Raw genomic sequence first — 22,073 nt, forward strand, 5'->3', positions numbered from 1 at the left:
GCCCGGCCCGATCGCGGCATGCGATCGGACCGGGCCGATGTCAGATCTCGCCCCAGTGGGCCGACTCTCCGGCGCGGGACCGATGCTGCGGAACGCCCCAGGGGTTGTCGTCGCGCAGCGGCTCGGGAAGCAGCTCCGGCGGGCAGTCCTGATAGGTGACCGGGCGCAGGAAGCGGTCGATCGCGGCCGTGCCGACCGACGTGGTCGTCGGGTTGGTGGTGGCCGGCCACGGGCCACCGTGCTGCTGGGCGGGAGTGACCGCCACGCCGGTGGGCCACCCGTTGAACAGGAGCCGCCCGGACCGGTCACTCAGGAGGGCGACGAGATCGCGCAGCCACGGCGAGTCCTCGCCCTCACCGGTGTGCACCCCGGCCGCCAGGGATCCCTCGACCAGCCCGGCCAGCTCGGCGGCGAGCGCCTCACCGGGTTCGTAGCGGACCACCACCGACAACGGCCCGAACGCCTCGTCCAGCAGAGTGTCCCGATGCTCGATCAGCGTCGCCAGGTCGGTCTCCACCAGCGTCGGCGAGGCATCGAGGTCGGCGACCTCGCCGGCCACGACCACAGTGACACCGGAGGTGCCCAGCACCTCGTCGCGCCGCCGCGCGTAGCCCTCGGCAATGCCGGGATGCAGCAGCCGATGCGGCCCCGCCGCCTCGAAGGCGCCGGCCGCGAGACCCGCGAATCCGCCGGCGCCGACCGAAGATCCGGCCGCGTGAGCGGACGCGGGCTCGGCGGTAGGCACGAAGAGCAGGCCCGGCTTGGTGCAGAGCTGGCCGGCGGAGCTGGTGACGCTGGTGGCGAAGCCGGCGGCGATCTGGTCGGCCCGCTCGGCGAGGGCGGCGGGCGTCACCACGACCGGGTTGATGCTGCCCAGCTCGCCGTAGAACGGGATGGGATGTTCGCGCTCGGCGGCGATGCGGGCGAGCGCGCGTCCCCCGGCCACCGAGCCGGTGAAGGCCGCCGCCGTGATCCGCGGGTCGCGCAGCGCGGCGACGCCCTCCTCCTGGCCGTGGATCACGGTCAGGGCGTCGGCCGGCAGCCCGGTCGAGGCGATCGCGGCGCGGGCGATCTCGGCCGTGCGGTCGGAGAGCTTCGGATGACCGGGGTGGGCCTTGACCACCACCGGGCATCCCGCCGCCAGGGCCGAGGCCGTGTCGCCGCCCAGCACCGAGAACGCGAACGGGAAGTTACTCGCCGCGAAGTTCAGCACCGGCCCGAGTGGCACCCGGTAGCGCCGCAGGTCGGGCCGCGGCCCCAGCACGAAGTCGGGGTCGGCGTCGTCGATGCGCACATCGAGGAACTCGCCCGCGGCCGCGACCGAGGCGAAGAGCCGGAGCTGCACGGTGGTCCGCTTGAGCTCGCCGCGCAGCCGGCCCTCGGCCAGGCCCGTCTCGGCCTGGGCCACGGGGATCAGCTCGTCGGCCGCGGCGTCGAGCGCGTCCGCGACGGCGACCAGGGCCCGCGCCCGTTCGTGCGGTGGGAAGGCGCCGAAGTCGGCCGCGGCGGCGGCGCCGATTACGTCAGTCATGGGAACCTCAGAACGCGAAGCCGGTGGGATAGGGATCGGACGGATCGAGCATGTACTGGCCTATACCCGTCACCCAAGCACGTCCGGTGATGGTCGGCAGGACAGCGGGCCGCCCGCCGACGGTCGTCTCGCCGATCAGCCGGCCGGTGAAGCGGCTGCCGATGAACGACTCGTTGACGAAGTCCTGGTCGAGCGCCAGCTCGCCGCGCGCCCACAACTCGGCCATCCGGGCCGACGTGCCCGTGCCGCAGGGCGAACGGTCGAACCAGCCCGGGTGGATGGCCATCGCGTGCCGGGACAGCTGGGCGCTGGAGCCCGGCGCGATGAACTCGACGTGGTGGCAGTGGTCGACACCGGCGATCGTCGGGTGCTTGGGCGGGTCCTGCTGGTTGATCGCCTCCATGATGGCCAGCCCGGCGTCGAGGATGTCGCGCTGCCGGGCCCGGTCGAACGGCAGCCCAACCGCCTCCAGGTCGACCATCGCGTAGAAGTTGCCGCCGAAGGCGAGGCTGTACGGGACCGTGCCGAGGCCCGGAGCGTCGATGCTCGCGTCGAGCCGGTCGCAGTAGGCCGGAACGTTCTCGAGTGTGACCGCGTCCGCGTGCCCGTCGCTCACCCGCACCTTGGCCACGACCAGCCCGGCCGGTGTGTCGAGCCGGATCGTGGTGATCGGCTCGGTGACCGGCACCATGCCGGTCTCGACCAGCACGGTCGCCACCCCGATGGTGCCGTGCCCGCACATCGGCAGGCAGCCCGACACTTCGATGTAGACCACGCCGAAGTCCGTGTCCGGCCGGGTCGGCGGTTGCAGGATCGCGCCGCTCATCGCCGCGTGCCCGCGCGGCTCGTTCATCAGCAGCTCCCGGATGCCGTCCAGGTGCTCGATGAAGTACAGGCGGCGCTCGTTCATCGTGGCGCCGGGGATCGTGCCGACGCCGCCGGTGACGACCCGCGTCGGCATGCCCTCGGTGTGCGAGTCGACCGCGGTGAACATGCGGGACGCGCGCATGTCAGACCGCCAGGCTCGCGACGGCCTCGACCGCCCGCTTGGTCTCGGCCTCGATCTGGGCGCGGTGTTCCGGCATGAGCGCGCCGCGCGGCGGCCGGCACGGGCCGCCGTAGCGTCCGACGATGTCCATGCTCAGCTTGATGGCCTGGACGAACTCGGTGCGCGAGTCCCAGCGGAAGAGCGCGACGAGCTTCTCGTACAGCGCGCGGGCCTCGGCGACCTGACCGTCGAGCATGAGGTTGTAGATGCGCACCGACTCGGCCGGGAAGACGTTGGGGAAGCCGGCGAACCAGCCCACCGCGCCGTCCACCATGAGCTCGAACAGGACGTCGTCGGCGCCGGCCACCACGTCGATGTCGCATTTCTCGCGGATCTCGAAGAGCCGCCGCACGTCGCCGCTGAACTCCTTGACCGCCTTCACCTGCGGGATCTCCGCGATCTCGGCCACCAGCGAGGGCACCAGGTCGACCTTGGTGTCATACGGGTTGTTGTAGATCATCATCGGGAGCCCGGCCTCGGCGATGTGCGTGTAGTGCTCGACCACCTGCGACGCGCTGGCCCGGTACATGGTCGGTGGCAGCGCGAGCACGCCGTCGGCGCCGTCCTCGGCGGCCAGCTCGGCCCAGTGCTTCGCCTGGTGCCAGCCCGGGCCGTGCACGCCGGCGACCACCACGCCCCGCCCGCCGACGGCCTCGACCGCCACCTGGACGACCTTGCGCCGCTCGGCGTCGGTCAGCGACGAGTACTCACCGAGCGAGCCGTTGGGGCCGACGCCGTGGCAGCCGTTGCTGATCAGCCAGTCGCAGTGCTCGGCGAACTTGTCGTAGTCGACGGCGAGGCCGGCCGGGGCGGAGGGGTCCTCGCGGTAGGGCAGGGCGGTGGCGACGATGACGCCACGCAGGGTCTCGGTCATTCGGTGTCTCCTTGCATGCGTGCCAGCTCGCCGAGGCGAACCAGGCCGGCCAGGGGGCGGGCGGCGGTCCGGCCCGGGTCGAGCAGGCCGCCGGTCGTACGGTCGAGAAGCTCTTCGACGCTGCGCCCGCAGACCCGGCCCTGGCAGACGCCGAGCCCCGCACGGGTGCTCAGCTTCAGGGACCGCAGCCCGCGTGACCCGGTGGCCGTGGCGATGTCGCGCAGCTCGCCGGCGGTCACCTCCTCGCAGCGGCAGATCAGGGTGTCGTCGGCCACCCACCCGGTCCAGCCCGGGCGGATGCCGTGCCCGTCGCTGAGGCGGGCGGCGAAGCGCTGGTGGGTGAGCACCGCGCGGCGCTGGGCCTGCGTGGGAGCCGCGCCGGCGGCCGCCGTGCCCGCGAGCGTGCCCTCGGCCAGGGCCAGGTCGGCGCCGCCGATGCCGGTGATCTCGCCGGCCGCGAAGACGCCGGGCACACTCGTGCGGCAGTCGCCGTCCACGGCCACGGCGCCCTCGGGCCCGGTCACGCATCCGGCGGCAACGGCCAGCTCCGCACGCGGAAGGAAGCCGTGACTGACGCAGACCGCGTCCACCGCGACCCTTTGGGACGTGCCGGGAACCGGCGCCCACTGCGCATCCAGGCGGGCGACGGTCACCTCCTCGACCCGGTCGCGACCGTGCACGGCGATCACGCCGGTCGCTACGCGATAGGGGATGCGGTGACGTGCCAGATCGCGCACATACCCGGCGAGCTCACCGGCCTTGTGCGAGGCGCCGAGAAGCTCGGTGGGCCGCGCCGTCCAGGCGCGGCCGAGCCGGCCCCATCCGCCGGCCTCGAGCACGCGCACCACCCGAGCGCCCGTGCGAATCAGGCTGGACGCCACCGGCAGCAGGAACGGGCCGGCACCGGCGACGAGCACGCGCCGGCCGACCGCGACCCGCTCGGCCTTGGCCAGAGCCTGGGCGGCGCCGGCGGTGAAGACACCGGGAAGGTCCCAGCCGGGGAAGGGCAGAGTTCGCTCATAGGCTCCGGTCGCCAGCACCAGCGCATCGGGCTCGAACGTCCGCTGCTCGCGATCGCGGCCGTCGGCGGGACCGACCAGGACGTGCACCGTGGGTGGCCGGTCGTCGTGGCGCTCGGCCAGCCAGACCTGTGCCCCCGTCACGATCTCGACGCCGGTCAGCTCCCTCCGCAGGGCGGTGAACCGGCTCCAGCCGTGATGCAGCACCTGCTCGCGGGCGGCCGGGCGCTGCGCCGGGAGATGACGCCAGTATTGGCCGCCGACATCCTCGGCCGCGTCGAGCACGACGACCCGGGCGCCGGACCGCCGGGCGGCCGTGGCGGCGGCTAAGCCGGCCGGACCGGCCCCGATGATCAGGACCTCAGTCATGGGTGCTCACCTCGTCTCCATCAGCGGCGCGGCGTTGGCAGGCCCGCACGTCGCGCAGGCCGTTCACGGTGACCAGGCAGTCGAAGCAGACCCCGATGCCGCAGAAGACGCCCCGCGGACGGCCCTGCCGGGCGGTGGTGCGCCAGCTCTGCCGGCCCGCTCCCATCAGCACTCCGGCGATGGTCTGGCCGGCCAGGCCGGCGACCGGGACATCGTCGACGAGAACCACGATCTCCGCCGCGTCGCCCGGCTGAACGGGGTCGTCGGCAGGGCCTATGCGGGCCGGTCCGGTGGTCGTCATGCTCAGTAGTATGTCACACACTACTCAGCAGATGCGAGGCCAAAGTCGGCCTTTCCACGGAGAACGGCGAAGCCGCCACCTTCGTCTCCCGCCCCAGCAGCAGATCGGCCAGCAGCTCGGCGGTGGCCGCCGACAGCACGATGCCCGCGCCCTCGTGCCCGGTCGCGTGCCACAGGCCGGGGAGCCGGGGATCGGCCCCGATCACGGGAAGATGGTCGGGAACGTAGGGGCGGAAACCCCCGTACGCCCTCATCACCGCGACGTCGGCCAGGAAAGGAAAGAGCACCATCGCCTTCGCGGCCAGCGCGGACAGGACCCGCGCCTCGATCCGGCCGTCGAAGCCGCGCCGCTCGCGCGACGAGCCGATCAGGACCGTGCCCGACGCCGTGGACTCGACCACGCTGGACGTCTGCAGGGCGGCATCGCTCGACCCGACGGCGCCCACGTAGTCGGCGTCGTAGACCTTGTGCCGGATGCGCTGCGGCATGCGGGTGGTGACCAGGATCGTGCCCCGCCGCGGCCGCACCGGCAACGCGACACCCAGGCGGGCGGCGACCTCGCCCGACCACGGCCCGGCCGCGACCACGACGTGGTCGGCATGCAGGTCACCGGCGGTGGTGCGCACGCCGGCGAGCCGATCGCCGGAAAGAAGAGAGGAGAGGACTTCGACCCCTTGCCGTACGACCGCGCCCCGCCGCCGGGCCTCGGCGAGCAGCGCCTCGGTGGCGATCGCGGGCTGCACCTGGGCGTCCTGCGGGTAGTGGACGGCCGCCGTGTAGTCGCGGGTCAGCTCGGGCTCGAGCTCGTGCGGATCGACCTCCTCGGCGATCACCCCGGCGCCACGCTGACGGGACGCGAACGACCGCAATCCCGCGGCGCCGGCCTCGGTGGTGGCGACGACCAGGCCGCCCTTGGCCTCGTACTCAATGCTGGGAAAACCTTTGACCTCGTCTTTCATCGCTTCCCAGAGCGTCAGCGAACGCTGAGCCAGCACGAGCTCGTCGCCCGGGCCCTTGTCGGAGACCAGCAGATTGCCCTCGCCCGCGGCCGACGTGCCGCCCGCCGAGGCAGCGCGATCCAAAACGGTCACGGCAACGCCGGCACCGGCCAGCTCGCGTGCCACCGCCGCGCCCACGATGCCGGCGCCGACGACGATCACCCTCATCGCGAACCCTCGGGGCGGCCGCTCCACCAGCCGGTGACATGGCCGATGTGCACTCGCATGAGTCCCTCGGCGGCAGCACCCTCACCGGCCACGAGCAGGTCGAGCAGAGTGTGATGCTCGGCCGAGGAACGAGCCAGCTCGGACGTGCCGAGCATGTTGGCCAGACCCACCAGGCGGGTCTGCTGCCGCAGATCGCCGACCAGTGTGACCAGCCGATCGTTACCGGTCAGGCTGAGCAGATGGAGGTGGAAGGCGGTGTCGGCGGCCAGATAGGTCTGCAGAGCGGAGGCGTCGGCGCTGGTCACGATGTCTTCGGCCTGGGCGCGGAGCTCGGTCAGCACCTGACCCTCGATCTTGCCCGCGAGCAGCCGCATCGCCGGCGCCTCGAGCCACTGCCGAATCTGCACGATCTGCTCGAGCTCCTGCTCACTGACCTCGGTGACCCGGAATCCCTTGTTGCGCGCGATCTCCACGAAGCCGCGTTTCTCCAGGTTCAACAGCGCTTCCCGCACGGGAGTGGCGGAGACGTCGAAACGCGCGGCCAGCGTGGGAGCGGTCAGCATCGTGCCCGGTGGGAACTCTCCGGAGACGATGGCGGCCGAAACCGCCTCCTCAACGGACTGGCGATAGCTACCCGCGGTGTGCAGCGGCCCGATCGTCATGCTGTTGCCTCCTTCAGTGGTATGTGACATAGTACAGCGCATGTTCAACGCGGACCAGGTGCACTCGCTCGGCTTTCCCCGAGCTGTCGCAGCCCTGCGCGGTGCCCTGGCCGGCGGCCTCGACCCCGAACGGGAGCCCCCGCGCATACCTATAAATACCGGCACCGGCGAGATCCTCGTGATGCCCTCCGCCGATGGCAAGACCGCCGGCGTCAAGCTGGTCACCATCGCCCCCGGCAACCCGTCTCGTGGCCTGCCCCGCATTCATGGCGTCTACGTGCTTTTCGACGCCGAGACCCTCGTCCCGCGCGCGGTCCTCGACGGTGCGGCGCTCACCGCTCTGCGCACTCCCGCGGTCTCGGCGCTCGGCGTCGACCTGGTCACCCCGCCCGGCGCTCACCGGCTGGTCGTCTTCGGCACGGGCCCTCAGGCCCGCGGTCACGTCGAGGCGCTGCGAGCGATCAGACCGATTGATGAGGTACGGGTGGTGGGCCGCGACCCGGCGAAGGCGGCCGCTTTCGCCGAGAGCCTGGACGCGAGCGCCGCCGGTGCTGAAGCGGTCGCTGACGCTGACATCGTGGTCTGCTGCACCACGGCCCGGCGGCCTCTCTTCCCCGGCGCGCTGCTCGCGCCGGAGGCCGTGGTGGTCGCCGTCGGCTCGCACGAGCCTGAGGCCCGCGAGGCCGACGACGAGACCGTGAGCCGCGGTGGCGTGCTCGTGGAGTCGCGCGCGGCCGCCCTGCGCGAGGCCGGCGACGTCATCCAGGCCATCGACGCCGGTGCGATCGACGCCGGGGCGCTGGTCATCTATGCCGACCTGGTCCGGGATTCCGTCCCCGCCCGGCCCCGGTTCATCAAAACTGTGGGGATGGGCTGGGAGGACCTTGTGATCGCCACCGCCGTCGTGGAGGCCGCCGCATGAGACTGTCCGCTCTGGTGCTGCCCGACCGTCATCCGGCCAGCACGTTCCTCGCCGAGGTGTCCGAGGCCGAGCGCTTCGGCGTGCACACCGTCTGGACGTACGACCATCTGACCTGGCCTTTGCTCGCCGACAATCCGTGGTACGGCTGTGTTCCGCTGCTGGCCGCCGCGGCGGTGACCACCACGCGTGTGCGCCTCGGCTGTCAGGTCGCCACGCCGAACTATCGACATCCCGTGCCGTTCGCCAAGGAGCTCATGACGCTCGACCGGCTCAGCGGCGGCCGCATCGACGTCGGCCTGGGCGCCGGCGCCGAGGGGCCCGACGCACTGGTCCTCGGCGAGCCGCCGCGCACGCCCGGCGAGCGCATGGACCGCTTCGCCGAGTGGATAGACCTGCTCGACACGCTGCTGCGCGAGCCGGTCACCACGGTTCACGGCGAGCGCTACTCGGCGGTCGACGCCCACCAGCTCCCCGGCTGCGTCCAGACTCCGCGCATGCCGTTCACCGTGGCCGGCACCGGCCCGCGCTCCCTCAAGATCGCGGCCCGCTACGGCCAGTCCTGGATCACGTATGGCCCGTACGGCCCGGCCGTGGGTCCCGAGGAGTGGTTCGCCGCCCTCGAGAAACAGGCCCGGCAGCTGGACGGCGCGCTGGCCGAGGGGCAGTCCCTGACGCGCATCGCCCAGTTCGCCGTCACTGTGGGGTGGCCTTTTGAGAGCAAGGACCGCTACGAGGACACGGTCGGGCGCCTCCGCGCCCTCGGCTTCGACGAGATCAGCATCCACTGGCCCCGGCCCGACGGCCTCGGCGTGCCCCGCGACGCCCTCGACTTCATAGCCGAAGCCCACGGCCTGTGAAGCCGCGGGTCACGGGTAGTGCGGGCTGTCGGTGGGCGGCTGTGGGGAGTTGGCTGCCAACGACTGCAGGGTCTCGTCGATCGTGGTGAAGAGGGGGTCGGGGGCGTCGCTCTCCCACGCGGGGAGCGGGTCGGGCTGGCCGGGCGCCGGGGCCCACAGCCACCACAGGTTCTGCCAGCGGTCGAGCATGCGGGCCAGGGTGATCTCGCCGTGGAACGGGGTCGGCTCGGTGACCGTGGTGGCGCCCTGGGCGGCGGCGCGTTTCAGGACTGTGGCCGCGTCGTGGACCCAGACCTGTAGCAGGGCCGGGCGGGGCGGCCAGCCTTCGAGGCGGTCGGCGACCATCAGGTCGACCGTGCCCAGGCGGAGCTGGGCGTGGATGAGCTTGCCGTCGGGCATCGGGGTTCTCGCCTCGGCGGTCTCCGGAACGTCGAAGACCTCGGAGACGAAGTCGATGAAGCCTGCGGCGTCGTCGACGATCACGAAGGGATTGAGCGCGGCGCCGCCGCCGGGGACGGCGCTGGGCGCAAGCAGAATCGGTGTGGTCATGCCGTGAGGCTGGCAGGGGATGCGGTCAGATTTCGGCCGCTGGCAAGCCTGCCGTAAGCAATTGGCCCGGAAGGGCCGTGACACTACGAGAGGTGGTGGTGCTGCCCCTACCCAAGATCGGCGGGCTCGCACCATCGAGCGGCGCTCCTGACATCCGTACGGTCGAAGGCAGAGATCGAGGGAGGATGTCGTTGCTGGACCATCTGATGCCGTTGATCTCGTCGCCCTGGATCTACCTCATCGTCTTCGTGCTCGTGGCGATCGACGGGTTCTTCCCGGCCATGCCGTCCGAAGCCGTGGTGATCAGCCTGAGCGCGCTGTCGACGAGCGGCTCGGCCAACCTCGCCGCGCTGGCCGTGGCGGTGGTGGCCGGAGGAATGGCAGGGGACTGGATCGCTTATGCGCTGGGGCGCGGAGCAGGCCGCCGGGTCAGGAGCCGCAAGCTGATCGCGGCGAAACAGAGAGCGGAGCGGGCGCTCGGGCGCTACGGCGGGACGGCGATTCTGGTCGGTCGCTTTCTGCCGTACGGACGGACGGCCAGCGGGCTGACGTCCGGGTCGATGTCGTTCCCGGCGGGCCGGTTCCGGCTGTTCTCGTTCCTGGCGAGTGCGGCCTGGGCGGCGTACATCATCGGTTTGGGTCTTCTGGGTGGTGTCGCCTTCGCCGACTCGCCGATGCTCGGCACGGGCTTCGGCCTGGCCATCGGCATGAGCGTGGCCGCAGTGGGCGCGTTCGTGCAGAGGAGACAGGCGAGGAGGAAGAAGGCCGTCCGAGAGCCGGAGCGCCAGCTCGTCGAAGCGGGCCGGCCCGAGGCGTAAGTGGGCCGGGTTGAGGCGCAAGCCGGCCGGCAAGAGCGCGACCCGGGCGGGCGCGACCCGGGTGGGCGCGGTCGGGGTGGGCGCTGTCGGGGTGGGCGCGACCCGGGCGGGCGCGGTCGGGATGGGCGCGGTCGGGGTGGGCGCGGTCTGAGTGGGCGCGGTGGGGGTGGGCGCCGGTCGTGGGGACCGGCGCCCGGTGCGTCAGGCGACTACGGTGCCGGACTGGATGACTGTGCGGTTGGCGGGGCCGGACCACAGCACTGACGGGTCCTCGAAAGGGTTGCCGTCGATGATGAGGAGGTCGGCTATGTAGCCGGGAGCTACGCGGCCCAGGTCGTCGCCCCGGCCTATCAGGGTGGCGTTCACCGAGGTCGCCGACTGGAGGGCCAGGTGTACGCCGTCCACCTCCGCCTGGAGGCGCAGGCCCTGGAGCTGTTCCTCCTCCAGGACGCCCATCAGGTCGGTGCCGAAGCCGACCTGGACGCCGGCGGCCCGGGCCAGCTCGACCGCCTTGCGGCCGGCCTCCAAGACCTCGCGGTTCTTCCGCTGCGACACCAAAGGCATGCCCAGGGCGTCGCCGCGGCGGTCCATCGCGTCGTAGGCGGCCAGCGTGGGCACCAGGAACGCGCCCTCGGCGGCCATCAGCGACGCCGCCGGGGCGTCCAGCAGGTTGCCGTGTTCGATGGTGCGGACGCCGTTCGACACCGCGTGGCGGATCGCCTCGGGGGAGTAGGCGTGGGCCGCCACGTAGCTGCCCCGCCTCGCCGCCTCCGAAGTCACCGCGCGGATCTCCTCCGGCGAGTACTGCGGGATGCGTATCGGGTCGGTCAGCGACACCACGCCGCCCGACGCCATGATTTTGATGGCGTGGGCGCCGCGGCGCAGCCGGTCGCGGACGGCCACCCGCAGCGGATCCACGCCGTCGACCACCTCGACCGTGTGGGCGCCGCAGCCGCACACGTCCGAGTCGGCCGCGCGCACGTCGCCGTGGCCGCCGGTCTGGCTCAAGGCCGCGCCGGTCCACAAGTAGCGCGGCGACGGGATCAAGCCCTCCCGGATGGCGCGGTCCAGGCCCGCGTCGCCGCCCGACGGGTCCCGCACGGTGGTGAAACCGCGGGACAGGGCGCCGGCCAGCCGCTTCGCCGCGGCCAGCGCGATGTAACTCAAGGGCCGCGACTCCAGCTGCAGCATGTTCAGATCGATGCCGTACGCGTGGCAGTGCGCATCGATGAGCCCGGGCAGCACCGTCCGCCCGCGCGCGTCGATCACCCGCGCGGAGGTAGGTGAGGGGGCGGCGCCGCCGCCGATGGCCGTTATCCGGCCGTCGGCGACGTGCACCGAGCCTTCGACGAGGTCGCCGTTGACGCCGTCGAAGATCGTCGCGTTGATGATGGTCAGGGAGGGGGTCACGCCGGCACCGACGACCGCAGGCGCGCGGTCGCCTCCTCGTCCACCGTGAACGTCACCGGGTCGACCACCACACCGTAGAATTCCTGGGCCGCGGCCACCGAGACGAAGCCGTTGCGGACGTCCGCCGCGACCCGGGCCGGCTGCCGGTCGTACGGGTTGCCGTAGCCGCCACCTCCGCCCGTGTTGTTGACCAGCACGTCGCCCGTGTCCAGCAGGTTGTAGCTGCCGCCCGTCACCTTTTCCCGGTCCGTTCCCGGGTTCAGGACGATGTGGTTGTTGTCGCCCTCGCGGCCGCCCTCGATGGGCCACGGCTTCGTCTTCGTCTTGTAGACGATGCAGATGCCCGTCGACGGGGCCGTGAAACGGTACGAGCGCCCCACCCCCACGCCACCCCGGTGCTTGCCCGCGCCTCCCGTGTCCGGCCGGTAGCCGTACGACTCGATGAACATCGGCGACTTCGTCTCCAGCACCTCGACCGGGTTGTTGCGGCATCCCGGCTCCGACAGGTGCATGATGCCGTCCGCGCCGTCGCCGCCCGCGTGCCCGCCGAAGCCGACCGCCTCGTTCGTCGCCTCCAGCCACGCCTCGCCGTTGCGCGGGTTCACGCCCAGCCCCATCATCGAGCACACGTCGCCGCCCGAGCACGCCGGCACCAGATCGGGCATGCCCTGGGCCAGCGCCTTCAGCACCACCTCGCCGCCGAGCAGCCCCGTCCAGAGCGTGAACGTCGGCATCGGCGGCACCGCGTGCATCACCGATCCGGGCTCCGTGACGACCCGCAGCGGCCGGAAGTTGCCCGCCACCACCGGCGTGTCCGGCGTCGTCAACGACTTGAAGATCAGGCTGCAAAACGCCTCGGTCTGCCCGACCGGCAGGTTGATCGGTCCCCGGACGTCCTTCTCGCTGCCCGTCCAGTCGACGATCATCTCGTCGTCGGTCACGGTGACGGTCACGTTCATCTTGATCATGCGGTCGAGGTCGACGCCGTCCTGGTCGACGAAGTCGTGCGCCGTCCACGTGCCCTTCGGCAGCTTGGCCAGCGCCAGCCGGGCCAGCCTCTCACCGTGGTCGTTGATGGCGGCCATCGCCTCGGTCAGCACCGAGGCGCCATATTTGGAAGCGATTTCCTGTGTACGCCTGACGCCCGTGAAGCACGCCGACACCTGGGCCTGAAGGTCGCCGATGGTCCGTTCCGGCATGCGGCTGTTGAAGCGCACCACGTTGAACACGTCGTCGTTGGCCACCCCTTCGCGGTAGAGCTTGGCCGCCGCGAAGAAGATGCCCTCCTGGTACATGTCGGTGGAGTCGAGGACGTATCCCGCGTCCTTCTGCTTCAGGTCGAGCACGTGGATGCGGCACGACGCGAAGCCGATCAGCTCGCCGTCGCTGTGTATCGGCGCGAACACCAGCGGATCCAGCGTGTGCGCCGACGACCAGTACGGATAGTTCAGCAGGAACACGTCTCCGGGCAGCATCTTGTCGGCGCCGAGGAACTCGACCGCCCGCTTGATGCCGTGGTCGTTGCCGCGGGTGAAGACGGCGATGCCGGGCGCGTCGGCCACCACGTCGCCGTTCGCGTCGTGGATCCCGATGCCGTAGTCGTGAATCTCGTAGACGACGGTGTTGTAGGCCGTGCGGCACAGGTTGCGGGCCATCTCCTCGGCCCCGGCCAGCAGGCCGTGCCGGATGACCTCGATGGTGATGGAGTCGATCATGAATCCGCCTTCACGGTGATGACCATTTCGCCGTGCGAGCCGACCCGCAGGTGGTCGCCGGCGTGGATGACGGTGGTCGCGGTGTGTTCGTGGATGACGGCCGGCCCGGTGATCTCGTCACCGGCCAGCAGGTTCTCGCGGGTGTAGAGCGCGTACGGCACGGCCGGTTCCGAGGCGGAGACGTACACGTCGCGGGTGCCCTCGGGGGTAAGAGCGCGCGATTCCCCCGTCGCCAGTGTGCGAAGAACGGGCTTGGAGACCTGCCCGCTGGCCCGCAGCCGCAGCGTGGTCACCTCGATCGGGTCGTCCATGACATGCCCGTACTGCCGCTCGTGGAGTTCCGTGAACTCCTGCCCGACGATGGCCGACAAATCGGAAGAAAGCGAGGGAACCGGCACGGTGACCGTGTGCTCCTGCCCGGCGTAGCGCACATCGACGCTGTAGGAAAGCACCTGGGCGTCGGCGGCGAATCCTTCGGCGGCCAGAGCGGCAGCGGCCTCGGCCGCCATCTCCTCGTAGGAGGCCGCGACCGCGGGGGAGTCCAGCGAGGCGAGCGGCGTCACCGCCGTACGGGCGAAGTCGTGCTGAACGTCCGCGAAGAGCATGCCGAACGCCGAGAAGGCGCCCTGGCCGGGCGGCACGATGACGGTCGGGATGCCCAGCTCGTGCGCCACGTCCACCGCGACGAGCCCGCCGCCGCCACCGAACGACAACAGCGCGAAGTCCTTGGGATCGCGCCCCACTTCGACGGTGATCGCCCGTACGGCTCCCATGATCTTGGTCGTGGAGATCCGGATGATGCCGCGGGCGAGGGCCAGCGGTTCCATGTCCAGCTTGTCCGACAAAACCGACAACGCGGAAAGCGCGGCCCGGTCGTCGAGAGTCAGCCGCCCGCCCAGCGCGGCCGAACCACCCATGTACCCCACCGCCAGAGCCGCGTCGGTGAAGGTCGGCTGTGTGCCGCCCTTGCCGTACGACGCCGGCCCCGGATCCGCGCCCGCGCTCTGCGGTCCGACCTGCAACGCGCCCGCCTCGTCGAGCCAGGCGATCGAGCCACCCCCGGCGCCGATGGTGTGGATGTAGAGCGACGGCGTGTTGATCGGCAGGTTCTCGAATTCGGCACCCTGGTGCAGCACCGGCGCGCCGTCGACCACGAGCGACGCGTCCAGGCTGGTGCCGCCCATGTCGATGGTGATCAGGTTGGGCTGCCCGATCAGCTTGCCGAACTCGGTCGCCCCGATGACGCCGCCGGCCGGGCCGGACAGGATCAGGCTGACCGGTTGCTCGCGGGCCGCGCTGGCGGTCATCGCGCCGCCGCCCGAGCGGGTCATCAGGAAGCGCCCCTCGAAGCCGCCCGCCGCGAGCTCGCCCTCAAGCCGGGTGAGATAGCGGCGGACGATGGGCTTCACGTAGGCGTCGAGCACCGCCGTGCTCGTCCGCTCGTACTCGCGATATTCGCGGGAGAGCTCGTGCGAGACGGTCACGACCACGTCGGGCGCCACCTCGGCCAGGATCTCCCGCATCCGGCTTTCATGGGCCGGGTTGGCGTACGAGTGCAGGAAGGCCACAGCCACAGAGTCGTAGCCCCGGGAAGCGATCGTGGCCGCCACCGCCCGCGCCGCCTCTTCGTCCAGCGGCAGGTGCACCGAGCCGTCGAACAGGCTGCGCTCGGGCACCTCGAACGTGTCGTACCGCTCGAGCAACGCCGGCGGCGGCCGGTAGGTGATGTCGTAGTTGGTGCGCCGGTCGGTCCGCCCGAGCAGGTACACGTCGCGGAACCCGGCCGTGCCGATCACCGCGGTGCGGGCACCCGTGCGGGTCAGCAGCGCGTTGAGCCCGAGCGTCGTGCCGTGGGTGAACATGCCGACCTCGGCGAGCGGCGCCTGGGTGGTGCCGAACGCGTCGAGCACGCCCGCGGTGGGCTGCGACGGCGTCGTGGGTACCTTGCCGAACCGGATCTCCCCGGTGGCCGGCGTCAGCTCCACGACGTCGGTGAACGTGCCCCCGACGTCGATGGCCACGCGGCTGGTGCTGGTCATGGTGTTCGCCTTTCGCCGAAGCGCATGCGGCGGCTGAGCCCAGCGGCATGCGAAGGGTGACGGCTGTCGAGAAAGCCGAGAGAGAAGTCGCCGGTTGGCGCGGCGAGGAACCGAACGTTTCACGGGCTTATTTGCCATGTCAATCGTTGACGATCGAGCCGCCGGGCCCGTGAAAAGCGCCGAACCCATACCTGCACAGCGAACCGCCGCGCCGCTGTGCTCAGCGCACATCCGTGGCGGACCGGCCACCGTCAGCATTTGCCAACTCCTGAACCCGACAGCACCGGGAGGCCCCGTGTTCCGCAGCGTCCTCACCCTTCGAGCGGCCGCCGGCAGGTCGGCCGACCTCGAGACCTTCTACGCGGACAACCGGGTCCTGGAGAGGGCCCGGACGTTCCCCGGGTGCCGAGCCGCCGAACTGTTGCGATCCGTTGACGCCGGCGCCGCGACCCACATCGTCACCGCCGATTGGGACACCGCGGCCGACTACGGCAACTGGGTCGCCGACCCGTGGCGGGCCTCTTTGTCCGAGGGGCTCACCGCACTACTGGACATCCGGGAAGACGAGCCGCTCGTTGGCGGAGTTTTCGAGCTCGTCGAGCCCTCTTCGCAGACAGAGGAGCACCAGTGATACGAGTTGCCAAATTCGCGAGCGCCGGCCTGGCCGCCGCGGTCCTGATCGCCGGCTGCAGCAAGCCCGACAGCGGCGCCGCCGGCGGCACGACGACCGCCGCGCCGGCCGACAAGAAGCTCAGCATCGGATTCTTCGGCTTCGCCAAGGCGAACTCCTTCGCGCAGGCCACCTGGGCCGGCATCCAGGAGTACGCGGCCGCGAACAACGCCGAGGCCACCTTCCTCGACTCGAACTTCGACGGACCGACCCAGGTCAACCAGCTCCAGGACGCCGTCACCTCCAAGCGCTACGACGTCATCATCGTGCAGGCCAACGACGGCACCGCGATGGTCAATCCGGTCAAGCAGGCGGTCGCGGCCGGCATCCCCACGGTCATCGAGTTCACCCCGGTCGGCGGCAAGTACGACACGGCCGACCCGCAGATCCCCGGCACCGTCACCATCATCGACCCGCCCACGGTCAACGGCGACGGCCTGGCCAAGCTCGGCAACGAGGCCTGCAAGACCGTCACCGACGGGGCCTGCAAGGTGGCGTACTTCCAAGGCTTCGCGAACTACCCGCTCGACACCGCCCGCACCGACGCCGCGGTCAAGGCCCTCAAGGCCGGCGGCGCCGCCGAGGTCATCTCCAACTTCGTCGGCGGATACACCCCCGACAGCGGTCGTACGGCGATGCAGAACCTGCTCCAGGCCCACCCCGACGTCAACGTGGTGATCGGGTCGTCGCAGGCGCTGGAGGGCGCGACCCCGCTCGCGGCCGGCAAGAAGATCACCTTCGTCGGCAACGGCGGCTCGACCCAGGCCTACGACTACGTCAACAAGGGCACCTGGTACGGCGTCTACTCCGTACCGGAGAAGAAGTCGGGCGCGAAAGCGGCCGAGCTCGGCCTGGCCAAGGCCCGTGGTCAGAGCGTGGCCGAGTCGACCGTGGTCTGCACGACCCTGACCGACTTCAACTGCCTCGGCACCAAGACCACCCTCGAGGGCCAGACGGCCGACTACTCGGACTGACATGACGACCGACGTCAACCGGGCCCCGTCCATCTCGGTGCGGGGCATCGGAAAGAGCTACAGCGGCGTCTCCGTGCTGCGCGGCGTCGACCTCGACATCGCGCCGGGCGAGGTGCACGGCCTGGTCGGCGAGAACGGCGCCGGCAAGAGCACGCTGCTGAAGATTTTGGGCGGGGCGATCCGGGCCGACGACGGCACGATCAGCTTCGACGGCGAGCAGGTCACCATCGCCAGCCCCCGCGACGCGATCGCCCACGGGGTCAGCCTGATCTCGCAGGAGGGCGCGCTCGTTCCGGCGCTCTCCGTGCTGGACAACGTGTTCCTGGCCCAGTGGTCGCAGCGCGGCAGCTGGATCAGGGCCCGGCACGACAAGCGCCGGCTGGCCGAGCTGATCGAACTGACCGGCTTCACGGTCGACCCGGCCGAGCGGGTCGACCGGCTCCCGATCGGCGTGCAGCAGCAGGTCGAGATCCTGCGCTCGCTGGCCCGCGGAGCCCGGGTGCTGGCTTTGGACGAGCCGACGGCGGTGCTCAGCGAGCACGAGAAGGAGAACCTGCTCGGCCTCATCCGCCGGCTCGCGGCCAACGGCACCACGATCATCCTGATCTCGCACTTCCTCGACGAGGTGCTGTCCGTGGCCGACCGCGTCACCGTGCTCCGGGACGGCAACCTCATCCGTACGGGCAAAGCCGAAGAGACCTCCCCGCGCGACCTGGTCGCCCAGATGGTGGGCCGCGAGATCGACGTCCTCTATCCGGACCCGGACCCCGTCCCGGCCGATGCCGCGGTCGTGCTCAGCGCCCGCGGCCTGCGCCGCGGGCTGGTCCAGGGCGTCGACCTCGAGGTGCGGGCGGGCGAGATCCTCGGCATCGCCGGGCTGGTCGGCAGCGGCCGCACGGAGACCCTGCGGCTGCTCTTCGGCGCCGACAAGGCGACCGAGGGTGTGGTCGAGGTCGACGGCGCCGCCCTCAAGAGGGGCACGCCGCGGCACGCGATGGCGGCCGGGGTGGCGATGGTGCCCGAGTCCCGCAAGGAGCAGGGCCTGGTGATGGTCCGCTCGGTGGCCGAGAACGTCGCCCTGTCGTCGCTGCCCGGCCGCCGGGTCGGCCCGTTCGTGCGGAAGAAGACCGAACGGGACGCGGTCGGCGAGATCTCGAAGACCGTGGACATCCGGGCGGCCAACCCGGCCGCTGCCATCGAGACGCTCTCCGGCGGCAACCAGCAGAAGGCACTCTTCGCCAAGTGGCTGCTGCGCTCGCCGAGGGTGCTGCTCATCGACGAGCCGACCCGCGGCGTCGACGTGGCCGCCAAGACCCAGATCCACCACCTCATCACCGAACTGGCCCGCGACGGCATGGCGGTCGTCTGCGTGTCCTCGGAGATCGAGGAGCTGCTCGCCCTCTCCCACCGGGTGCTCGTGCTGCGGCACGGCCGGCCGGTGGGGGAGTACCCGCGCGGCACCACTCCCGAGACAGTCATCTCCGCCGCGTTCGGCGATCAGGAGGTTTCCCCGTGAGCGTCGACGTCTCCCCACCGGCGGTGACCCGGCCCCCGGCCGCCGCCGGCGTGTCGAGCCTGGCCTTCCGGCTGCGTGACTACGGCATCGTGGCCGCGTTCGTGGTCATCGTCATCGCCCTGTCGGTCAGCACCGACACGTTCCTGACCAGCGCCAACCTCGTCAACCTGCTGGATCAGACCGCCGTGTTGGGCCTGCTCGCGGTCGGCGCCACGGTCTGCATCATCAGCGGCGTCTTCGACCTGACGGCGAGCGCCACGCTCGCCCTGTCGGCCATCATCGGCGTGCAGATCGTCAAGGTCACCAATGTGTACGTGGGTTTCGCCGGCGCCGTCGCGGCGGGCGCCCTGCTCGGCTTCATCACCGGCATGGTGGTGACCCGCAGCGGCGTCAACTCGTTCGTCGGCACGCTGGCGACCAGCCTCGTCTACCGGGGCCTGGCCGTCATGGTGACCGGCGGCGCCATCGTCTATCCGCTGGCTACCCAGGCCGAGGACTTCGGCATGCTGACCTGGCCGTCGCTGTTCGGCCTGACCTCGGCCACCATCGTCTTCGTGGTGGTGGTCGCCGCCATCGGCGTCATCGTGGCCCGGACGACCTTCGGGCGGCGGCTGTACGCGGTGGGCGGCAACGCCGAAGCGGCCCGGCTCTCCGGCATCCGGGTCGGCTCGATCCACGTGTCGGCTTTCGTGATCAGCGGCATCTGCTCGGCGCTGGCCGGTCTGATCCTGGCCTCGCGGGCCGGCTCGGCCCAGTCGACGATGGCGACCGGCATGGAGCTGACCGCCATCGCGGCCGCGGTCGTGGGCGGTACCAGCATCCTCGGCGGCGAGGGCGCGGTGTGGCGCGGCATCGTCGGCGCGCTGCTGCTCACCCTGATCGGCAACGGCTTCAACCTGCTCGGCTGGGACACGATCTATCAGCAGGTGTTGCAGGGCTGCCTGATCCTGTTCGCCGTGACCATGGACCGCTGGCTGCGGAAACGCACAAGATGACGGACTAGGATGTCGCAATGTCGGCACCAACCATCGGCGTCTCGCTACGGCCGGAACGGGCGTACGCGGCGGTGGTCCACGGCGCCACCGCGGTTCCCGTGGAGCCGGTCGCGCCGGCCCGCACCGACGCCGACGGGGTCATCGCGGCCGCGGTCGCGGCCGCGCGGCGGTTGGCGCCCGGCGGGGCCGACGCCGTGACCGTGGACATCGCGCCGGTGCTGCTCGACACGCTGCTGCGCCCCGAGAGCGACATCCCGCCGGTGGCGGTGGTGCGGATCGTGCCGCGCGCCGCCACCGACCCGGTCCTGGCCCGCTCGCCGGCCGAGGTGGTGGAGCGCCGGGTCGCCGGCCGGTGGACCGTCGCCGGCGGGCACGACCTGCTCGGCAACGAGCTGATCCCGCTCGACCGGGCGGCGCTGGCCGAGGTCACCGCCTCCCTGGCCGCGACGGGCATCCGGCACGTGGCCGTGGTCGCGGCCGGCTCGCAGGCCAAGCCCGCCCACGAGCGCGAGGTGGCCGACGCCGTCCAGGCCGCGGTGCCCGGCGCCCGCATCTCGGTGGCCAGCGACTACGGCGGCCAGGGCCTGACCGCGCGGGAGGCGACGGTGGTGCTCGACTGCGCGCTGACCGCGCTGGCCGAGCGCCTGCTCGACCGCTGCGAGCGGACCCTGGCCAGACTTCCGGGTGACGTACGCCTGCGGGTCGCCCGCGGCGACGGCGGCTACAGCACGCCGTCGCGCATCAGGGTCACCCCGGTCATGGCGTTCGGCGCGACCGACGCGCTCGAGCTGTGCGGGGCGGCCCACCTGGCCGGCCTGGACGACTGCCGGGTGCTGCTGCGCCGCGACGGCCAGGACGTGGCCGGCGAGGTGCGGCACCGCCTGGCCGTGGTCCGGCTGGCCGACCAGCCGCGCCTCGGCACCGAGCTGGTGGTGCCGACGGCCGCCCTCACCCCGCAGCCCCGGCAGAGCTCGCGCGGCGCCGACGTGCCGCTCGTCCTGGCCGAGAACCCCGACCTGCTGGCCTGCGTGGGCGCGGCCATCGCCCGCCCGGCCTCGTGGCTCGACGAGGTCGCCTTCATCGAGTCGGCCGACGAGCTGGAACGCGTCCGCCGCGACGTCGAGGAGCGCGCCACCGCCATGGTCATGGCCAACGGCGCCGCCCCCGGCACCACCCACATCGCCGAGACCTCCACGGTCGCCGTGCCGTACAGCCCGTCCGGAACCGTACGAATCCGCGTCCGCGTGGCCGGCGCCCCCGACGACGCCCTGGCCGCCGGATGACCGCCTGCACCGAGCGCCGCCGGGCCGCCTCCCGCCGCGGGACGGCCGCCCGCGCGCGGCGGCGTTGGGCGGCGTCCGGCCGCCGCGTGACCGCCCACGCCGGGCGGCGCCGGGCCGCGTCCGGCGGAGGGGGCGGCGCATGAGCGGCGGCGCCGGGTATTTGGGCGCGATGGCCTCGATCAGCGCCGAGGACGTGCCCGCACTGTATGAAGGGGCCAAGTTTTATTCGCCCGCGGTCGGTGACGCCGGGCGCTCGTCGGTGACGTCGTGGCTGGCCGGGCTGCTCGAACGCAACGGGCCGGTGCCGCTCATGCGCGTGGAGTCGGTCGCGCCGGACACGCAGTGCATCGCGGTGTGCGTGCTCGGCTCGGGGTCGGCCATGGCCGACCTGCCGCCCGCCGGGGACGAGTTCGTGCTCGCGGTCCGCCAGATCGAGCGGCTGCAGAAGGTGACGTTCGGCGCGGTCTATCCGCTCGCGGCGGCCACGATCAGCGCGCTGGTCCCGGTCGTGACGGCCGCCCAGCTCGGCGTTCCGCTGATCGACGCGGACGGGATGGGCCGCACCTTCGCGCTCATCCACCACACCGCCATGCACCTGGCCGGGGTGTCGCCGACGCCGCTCGCCGCGGTCGGGCCCACCGGGGAGAGCGTGCTGGTCGAGGTGCTCTCCGGGCCGCGGGCCGACCGGATGCTGCGGGCCAACGTCGACACGGTCGGCGGGTGGGCGGCGCTCGCCGCGTACCCCATCAATGCCGGAACCCTGCGCCGAGCCGCACTGCCGGGGACGATGTCCCGGATCACCAACGTGGGCCGGGTGCTCCTGGAGACCACCGACCCGGAGGCGCTGGTGACCCGGCTCGGCGCGATCACCGGCTGCCGGCGGATCGCCCGGGGGCGTATCGCCGAGCTCGAGCACCTGAGCCGGCAGAACGACGTCACCATCCCGGCCCACCCGTCCAGCCTGGTCGTCGAGGAGACCGGCGGGCTCGGCCGGCAGCTGCGCATCGAGCTGCGCAGCGAGATCGTGGCCGTCTTCGCCGACGGCGCGCTGATCGCGGGCGCGCCCGACCTGATGTGCCTGCTCGACGTCTCCCGCGGCGCCCTCGCCACGCTGGACAGCCTGGAGCCGGGCGACCTGGTCGACGTGCTGGTCACCCCGGCCGACGCGGTCTGGTACTCACCGGAGGGAATGGAGATGGTCGGCTTGTCCTCGCACGGGATCCCGCTGGAACACCCGAGGCGCCGATGAATCGGCGGCCCGTATATGACTGGCGCGCCGATGAACGGCAGCCCGAGCGCAAGGGCGCGCCGATGAGGACCGGCGTGCCGATGATTGGCGGCCCGAGCGCAAAGGCG

21 protein-coding genes are annotated in these 22,073 nt (G+C 71.8%); 10 read left to right on the plus strand and 11 right to left on the minus strand.

Going from position 1 to position 22,073, the window contains the following annotated elements; genetic code table 11:
• Positions 1 to 40: 40 nt before the first annotated feature.
• Genes CRP55_RS20700 through CRP55_RS20730 form a run of 7 tightly spaced genes read right to left on the minus strand, consistent with a single transcriptional unit; the run spans position 41 to position 6,969 of the window.
• On the minus strand, positions 41 to 1,531 hold the full coding sequence (locus CRP55_RS20700; protein WP_097321753.1) for an aldehyde dehydrogenase (NADP(+)): 1,491 nt from the start codon (positions 1,529 to 1,531) through the stop codon (positions 41 to 43).
• Positions 1,532 to 1,538: 7 nt separating this feature from the next.
• Positions 1,539 to 2,540 (minus strand): proline racemase family protein, encoded by a 1,002-nt coding sequence (locus tag CRP55_RS20705; RefSeq protein ID WP_097321754.1) that lies wholly within the window; start codon positions 2,538 to 2,540, stop codon positions 1,539 to 1,541.
• A gap of 1 nt (position 2,541) precedes the next feature.
• On the minus strand, positions 2,542 to 3,453 hold the full coding sequence (locus CRP55_RS20710; RefSeq protein WP_097321755.1) for a dihydrodipicolinate synthase family protein: 912 nt from the start codon (positions 3,451 to 3,453) through the stop codon (positions 2,542 to 2,544).
• Positions 3,450 to 4,841 carry an FAD/NAD(P)-dependent oxidoreductase gene (locus CRP55_RS20715; RefSeq protein WP_097321756.1) on the minus strand — a complete coding sequence of 464 codons (1,392 nt, stop codon included), beginning with the start codon at positions 4,839 to 4,841 and terminating at the stop codon, positions 3,450 to 3,452. Before CRP55_RS20715 ends, CRP55_RS20710 begins: the two co-directional genes overlap by 4 nt.
• Complete coding sequence (locus CRP55_RS20720; RefSeq protein WP_097321757.1) at positions 4,834 to 5,142, minus strand: (2Fe-2S)-binding protein; 309 nt, start codon at positions 5,140 to 5,142, stop codon at positions 4,834 to 4,836. The genes CRP55_RS20715 and CRP55_RS20720 overlap by 8 nt, the downstream gene beginning before the upstream one ends.
• Before the next feature lie 13 nt (positions 5,143 to 5,155).
• Positions 5,156 to 6,307, minus strand: a complete 1,152-nt coding sequence (locus CRP55_RS20725) for an NAD(P)/FAD-dependent oxidoreductase (RefSeq protein ID WP_097321758.1) — start codon at positions 6,305 to 6,307, stop codon at positions 5,156 to 5,158.
• Entirely contained in the window at positions 6,304 to 6,969 is a 666-nt protein-coding gene (locus tag CRP55_RS20730) for a GntR family transcriptional regulator (protein WP_097321759.1), read from the minus strand. The genes CRP55_RS20725 and CRP55_RS20730 overlap by 4 nt, the downstream gene beginning before the upstream one ends.
• 40 nt (positions 6,970 to 7,009) lie before the next feature.
• On the opposite strand from CRP55_RS20730, the gene CRP55_RS20735 reads away from it, so the two are divergent.
• Positions 7,010 to 7,891 (plus strand): ornithine cyclodeaminase family protein, encoded by an 882-nt coding sequence (locus tag CRP55_RS20735; RefSeq protein ID WP_097321760.1) that lies wholly within the window; start codon positions 7,010 to 7,012, stop codon positions 7,889 to 7,891.
• Positions 7,888 to 8,748, plus strand: coding sequence for an LLM class flavin-dependent oxidoreductase (locus tag CRP55_RS20740; RefSeq protein WP_097321761.1), 861 nt, complete (start codon positions 7,888 to 7,890; stop codon positions 8,746 to 8,748). The genes CRP55_RS20735 and CRP55_RS20740 overlap by 4 nt, the downstream gene beginning before the upstream one ends.
• A 9-nt stretch (positions 8,749 to 8,757) precedes the next feature.
• Here the strand turns inward: CRP55_RS20740 and CRP55_RS20745 are convergent, their stop codons facing one another.
• Positions 8,758 to 9,297: a VOC family protein gene (locus CRP55_RS20745; protein WP_097321762.1), complete on the minus strand. Its 540-nt coding sequence runs from the start codon at positions 9,295 to 9,297 to the stop codon at positions 8,758 to 8,760.
• Positions 9,298 to 9,482: 185 nt separating this feature from the next.
• Here CRP55_RS20745 and CRP55_RS20750 point away from each other — a divergent pair, with 185 nt between their 5' ends.
• Positions 9,483 to 10,115 (plus strand): DedA family protein, encoded by a 633-nt coding sequence (locus CRP55_RS20750; protein WP_097321763.1) that lies wholly within the window; start codon positions 9,483 to 9,485, stop codon positions 10,113 to 10,115.
• Between the two features lie 10 nt (positions 10,116 to 10,125).
• Positions 10,126 to 10,266, plus strand: a complete 141-nt coding sequence (locus tag CRP55_RS53135) for a hypothetical protein (protein WP_179855272.1) — start codon at positions 10,126 to 10,128, stop codon at positions 10,264 to 10,266.
• A gap of 50 nt (positions 10,267 to 10,316) precedes the next feature.
• Here the strand turns inward: CRP55_RS53135 and CRP55_RS20760 are convergent, their stop codons facing one another.
• The 3 genes from CRP55_RS20760 to CRP55_RS20770 are packed head-to-tail and all read right to left on the minus strand — an operon-like array spanning position 10,317 to position 15,279.
• Positions 10,317 to 11,525: a metal-dependent hydrolase family protein gene (locus CRP55_RS20760; RefSeq protein WP_097321764.1), complete on the minus strand. Its 1,209-nt coding sequence runs from the start codon at positions 11,523 to 11,525 to the stop codon at positions 10,317 to 10,319.
• Positions 11,522 to 13,240, minus strand: coding sequence for a hydantoinase B/oxoprolinase family protein (locus CRP55_RS20765; RefSeq protein WP_097321765.1), 1,719 nt, complete (start codon positions 13,238 to 13,240; stop codon positions 11,522 to 11,524). The genes CRP55_RS20760 and CRP55_RS20765 overlap by 4 nt, the downstream gene beginning before the upstream one ends.
• Positions 13,237 to 15,279 (minus strand): hydantoinase/oxoprolinase family protein, encoded by a 2,043-nt coding sequence (locus tag CRP55_RS20770; protein ID WP_097321766.1) that lies wholly within the window; start codon positions 15,277 to 15,279, stop codon positions 13,237 to 13,239. The genes CRP55_RS20765 and CRP55_RS20770 overlap by 4 nt, the downstream gene beginning before the upstream one ends.
• Positions 15,280 to 15,574: 295 nt before the next feature.
• Here CRP55_RS20770 and CRP55_RS20775 point away from each other — a divergent pair, with 295 nt between their 5' ends.
• The 6 genes from CRP55_RS20775 (at position 15,575) to CRP55_RS20800 (ending at position 21,966) form a co-directional block, all read left to right on the plus strand.
• On the plus strand, positions 15,575 to 15,910 hold the full coding sequence (locus tag CRP55_RS20775; protein ID WP_097321767.1) for an antibiotic biosynthesis monooxygenase family protein: 336 nt from the start codon (positions 15,575 to 15,577) through the stop codon (positions 15,908 to 15,910).
• Positions 15,907 to 16,923, plus strand: coding sequence for a sugar ABC transporter substrate-binding protein (locus CRP55_RS20780; protein WP_245923214.1), 1,017 nt, complete (start codon positions 15,907 to 15,909; stop codon positions 16,921 to 16,923). The genes CRP55_RS20775 and CRP55_RS20780 overlap by 4 nt, the downstream gene beginning before the upstream one ends.
• Position 16,924: 1 nt before the next feature.
• Positions 16,925 to 18,439 carry a sugar ABC transporter ATP-binding protein gene (locus CRP55_RS20785; RefSeq protein WP_097321768.1) on the plus strand — a complete coding sequence of 505 codons (1,515 nt, stop codon included), beginning with the start codon at positions 16,925 to 16,927 and terminating at the stop codon, positions 18,437 to 18,439.
• Positions 18,436 to 19,434, plus strand: a complete 999-nt coding sequence (locus CRP55_RS20790) for an ABC transporter permease (RefSeq protein WP_097321769.1) — start codon at positions 18,436 to 18,438, stop codon at positions 19,432 to 19,434. The genes CRP55_RS20785 and CRP55_RS20790 overlap by 4 nt, the downstream gene beginning before the upstream one ends.
• A 17-nt stretch (positions 19,435 to 19,451) precedes the next feature.
• Entirely contained in the window at positions 19,452 to 20,717 is a 1,266-nt protein-coding gene (locus tag CRP55_RS20795) for a hydantoinase/oxoprolinase N-terminal domain-containing protein (protein ID WP_097321770.1), read from the plus strand.
• A 139-nt stretch (positions 20,718 to 20,856) separates the two neighbouring features.
• Positions 20,857 to 21,966 carry a DUF917 domain-containing protein gene (locus CRP55_RS20800; RefSeq protein WP_097321771.1) on the plus strand — a complete coding sequence of 370 codons (1,110 nt, stop codon included), beginning with the start codon at positions 20,857 to 20,859 and terminating at the stop codon, positions 21,964 to 21,966.
• The last annotated feature ends 107 nt before the right edge of the window (positions 21,967 to 22,073 follow it).

The organism is Paractinoplanes atraurantiacus, assembly GCF_900215205.1.
Taxonomy (GTDB): Bacteria; Actinomycetota; Actinomycetes; order Mycobacteriales; family Micromonosporaceae; genus Actinoplanes; species Actinoplanes atraurantiacus.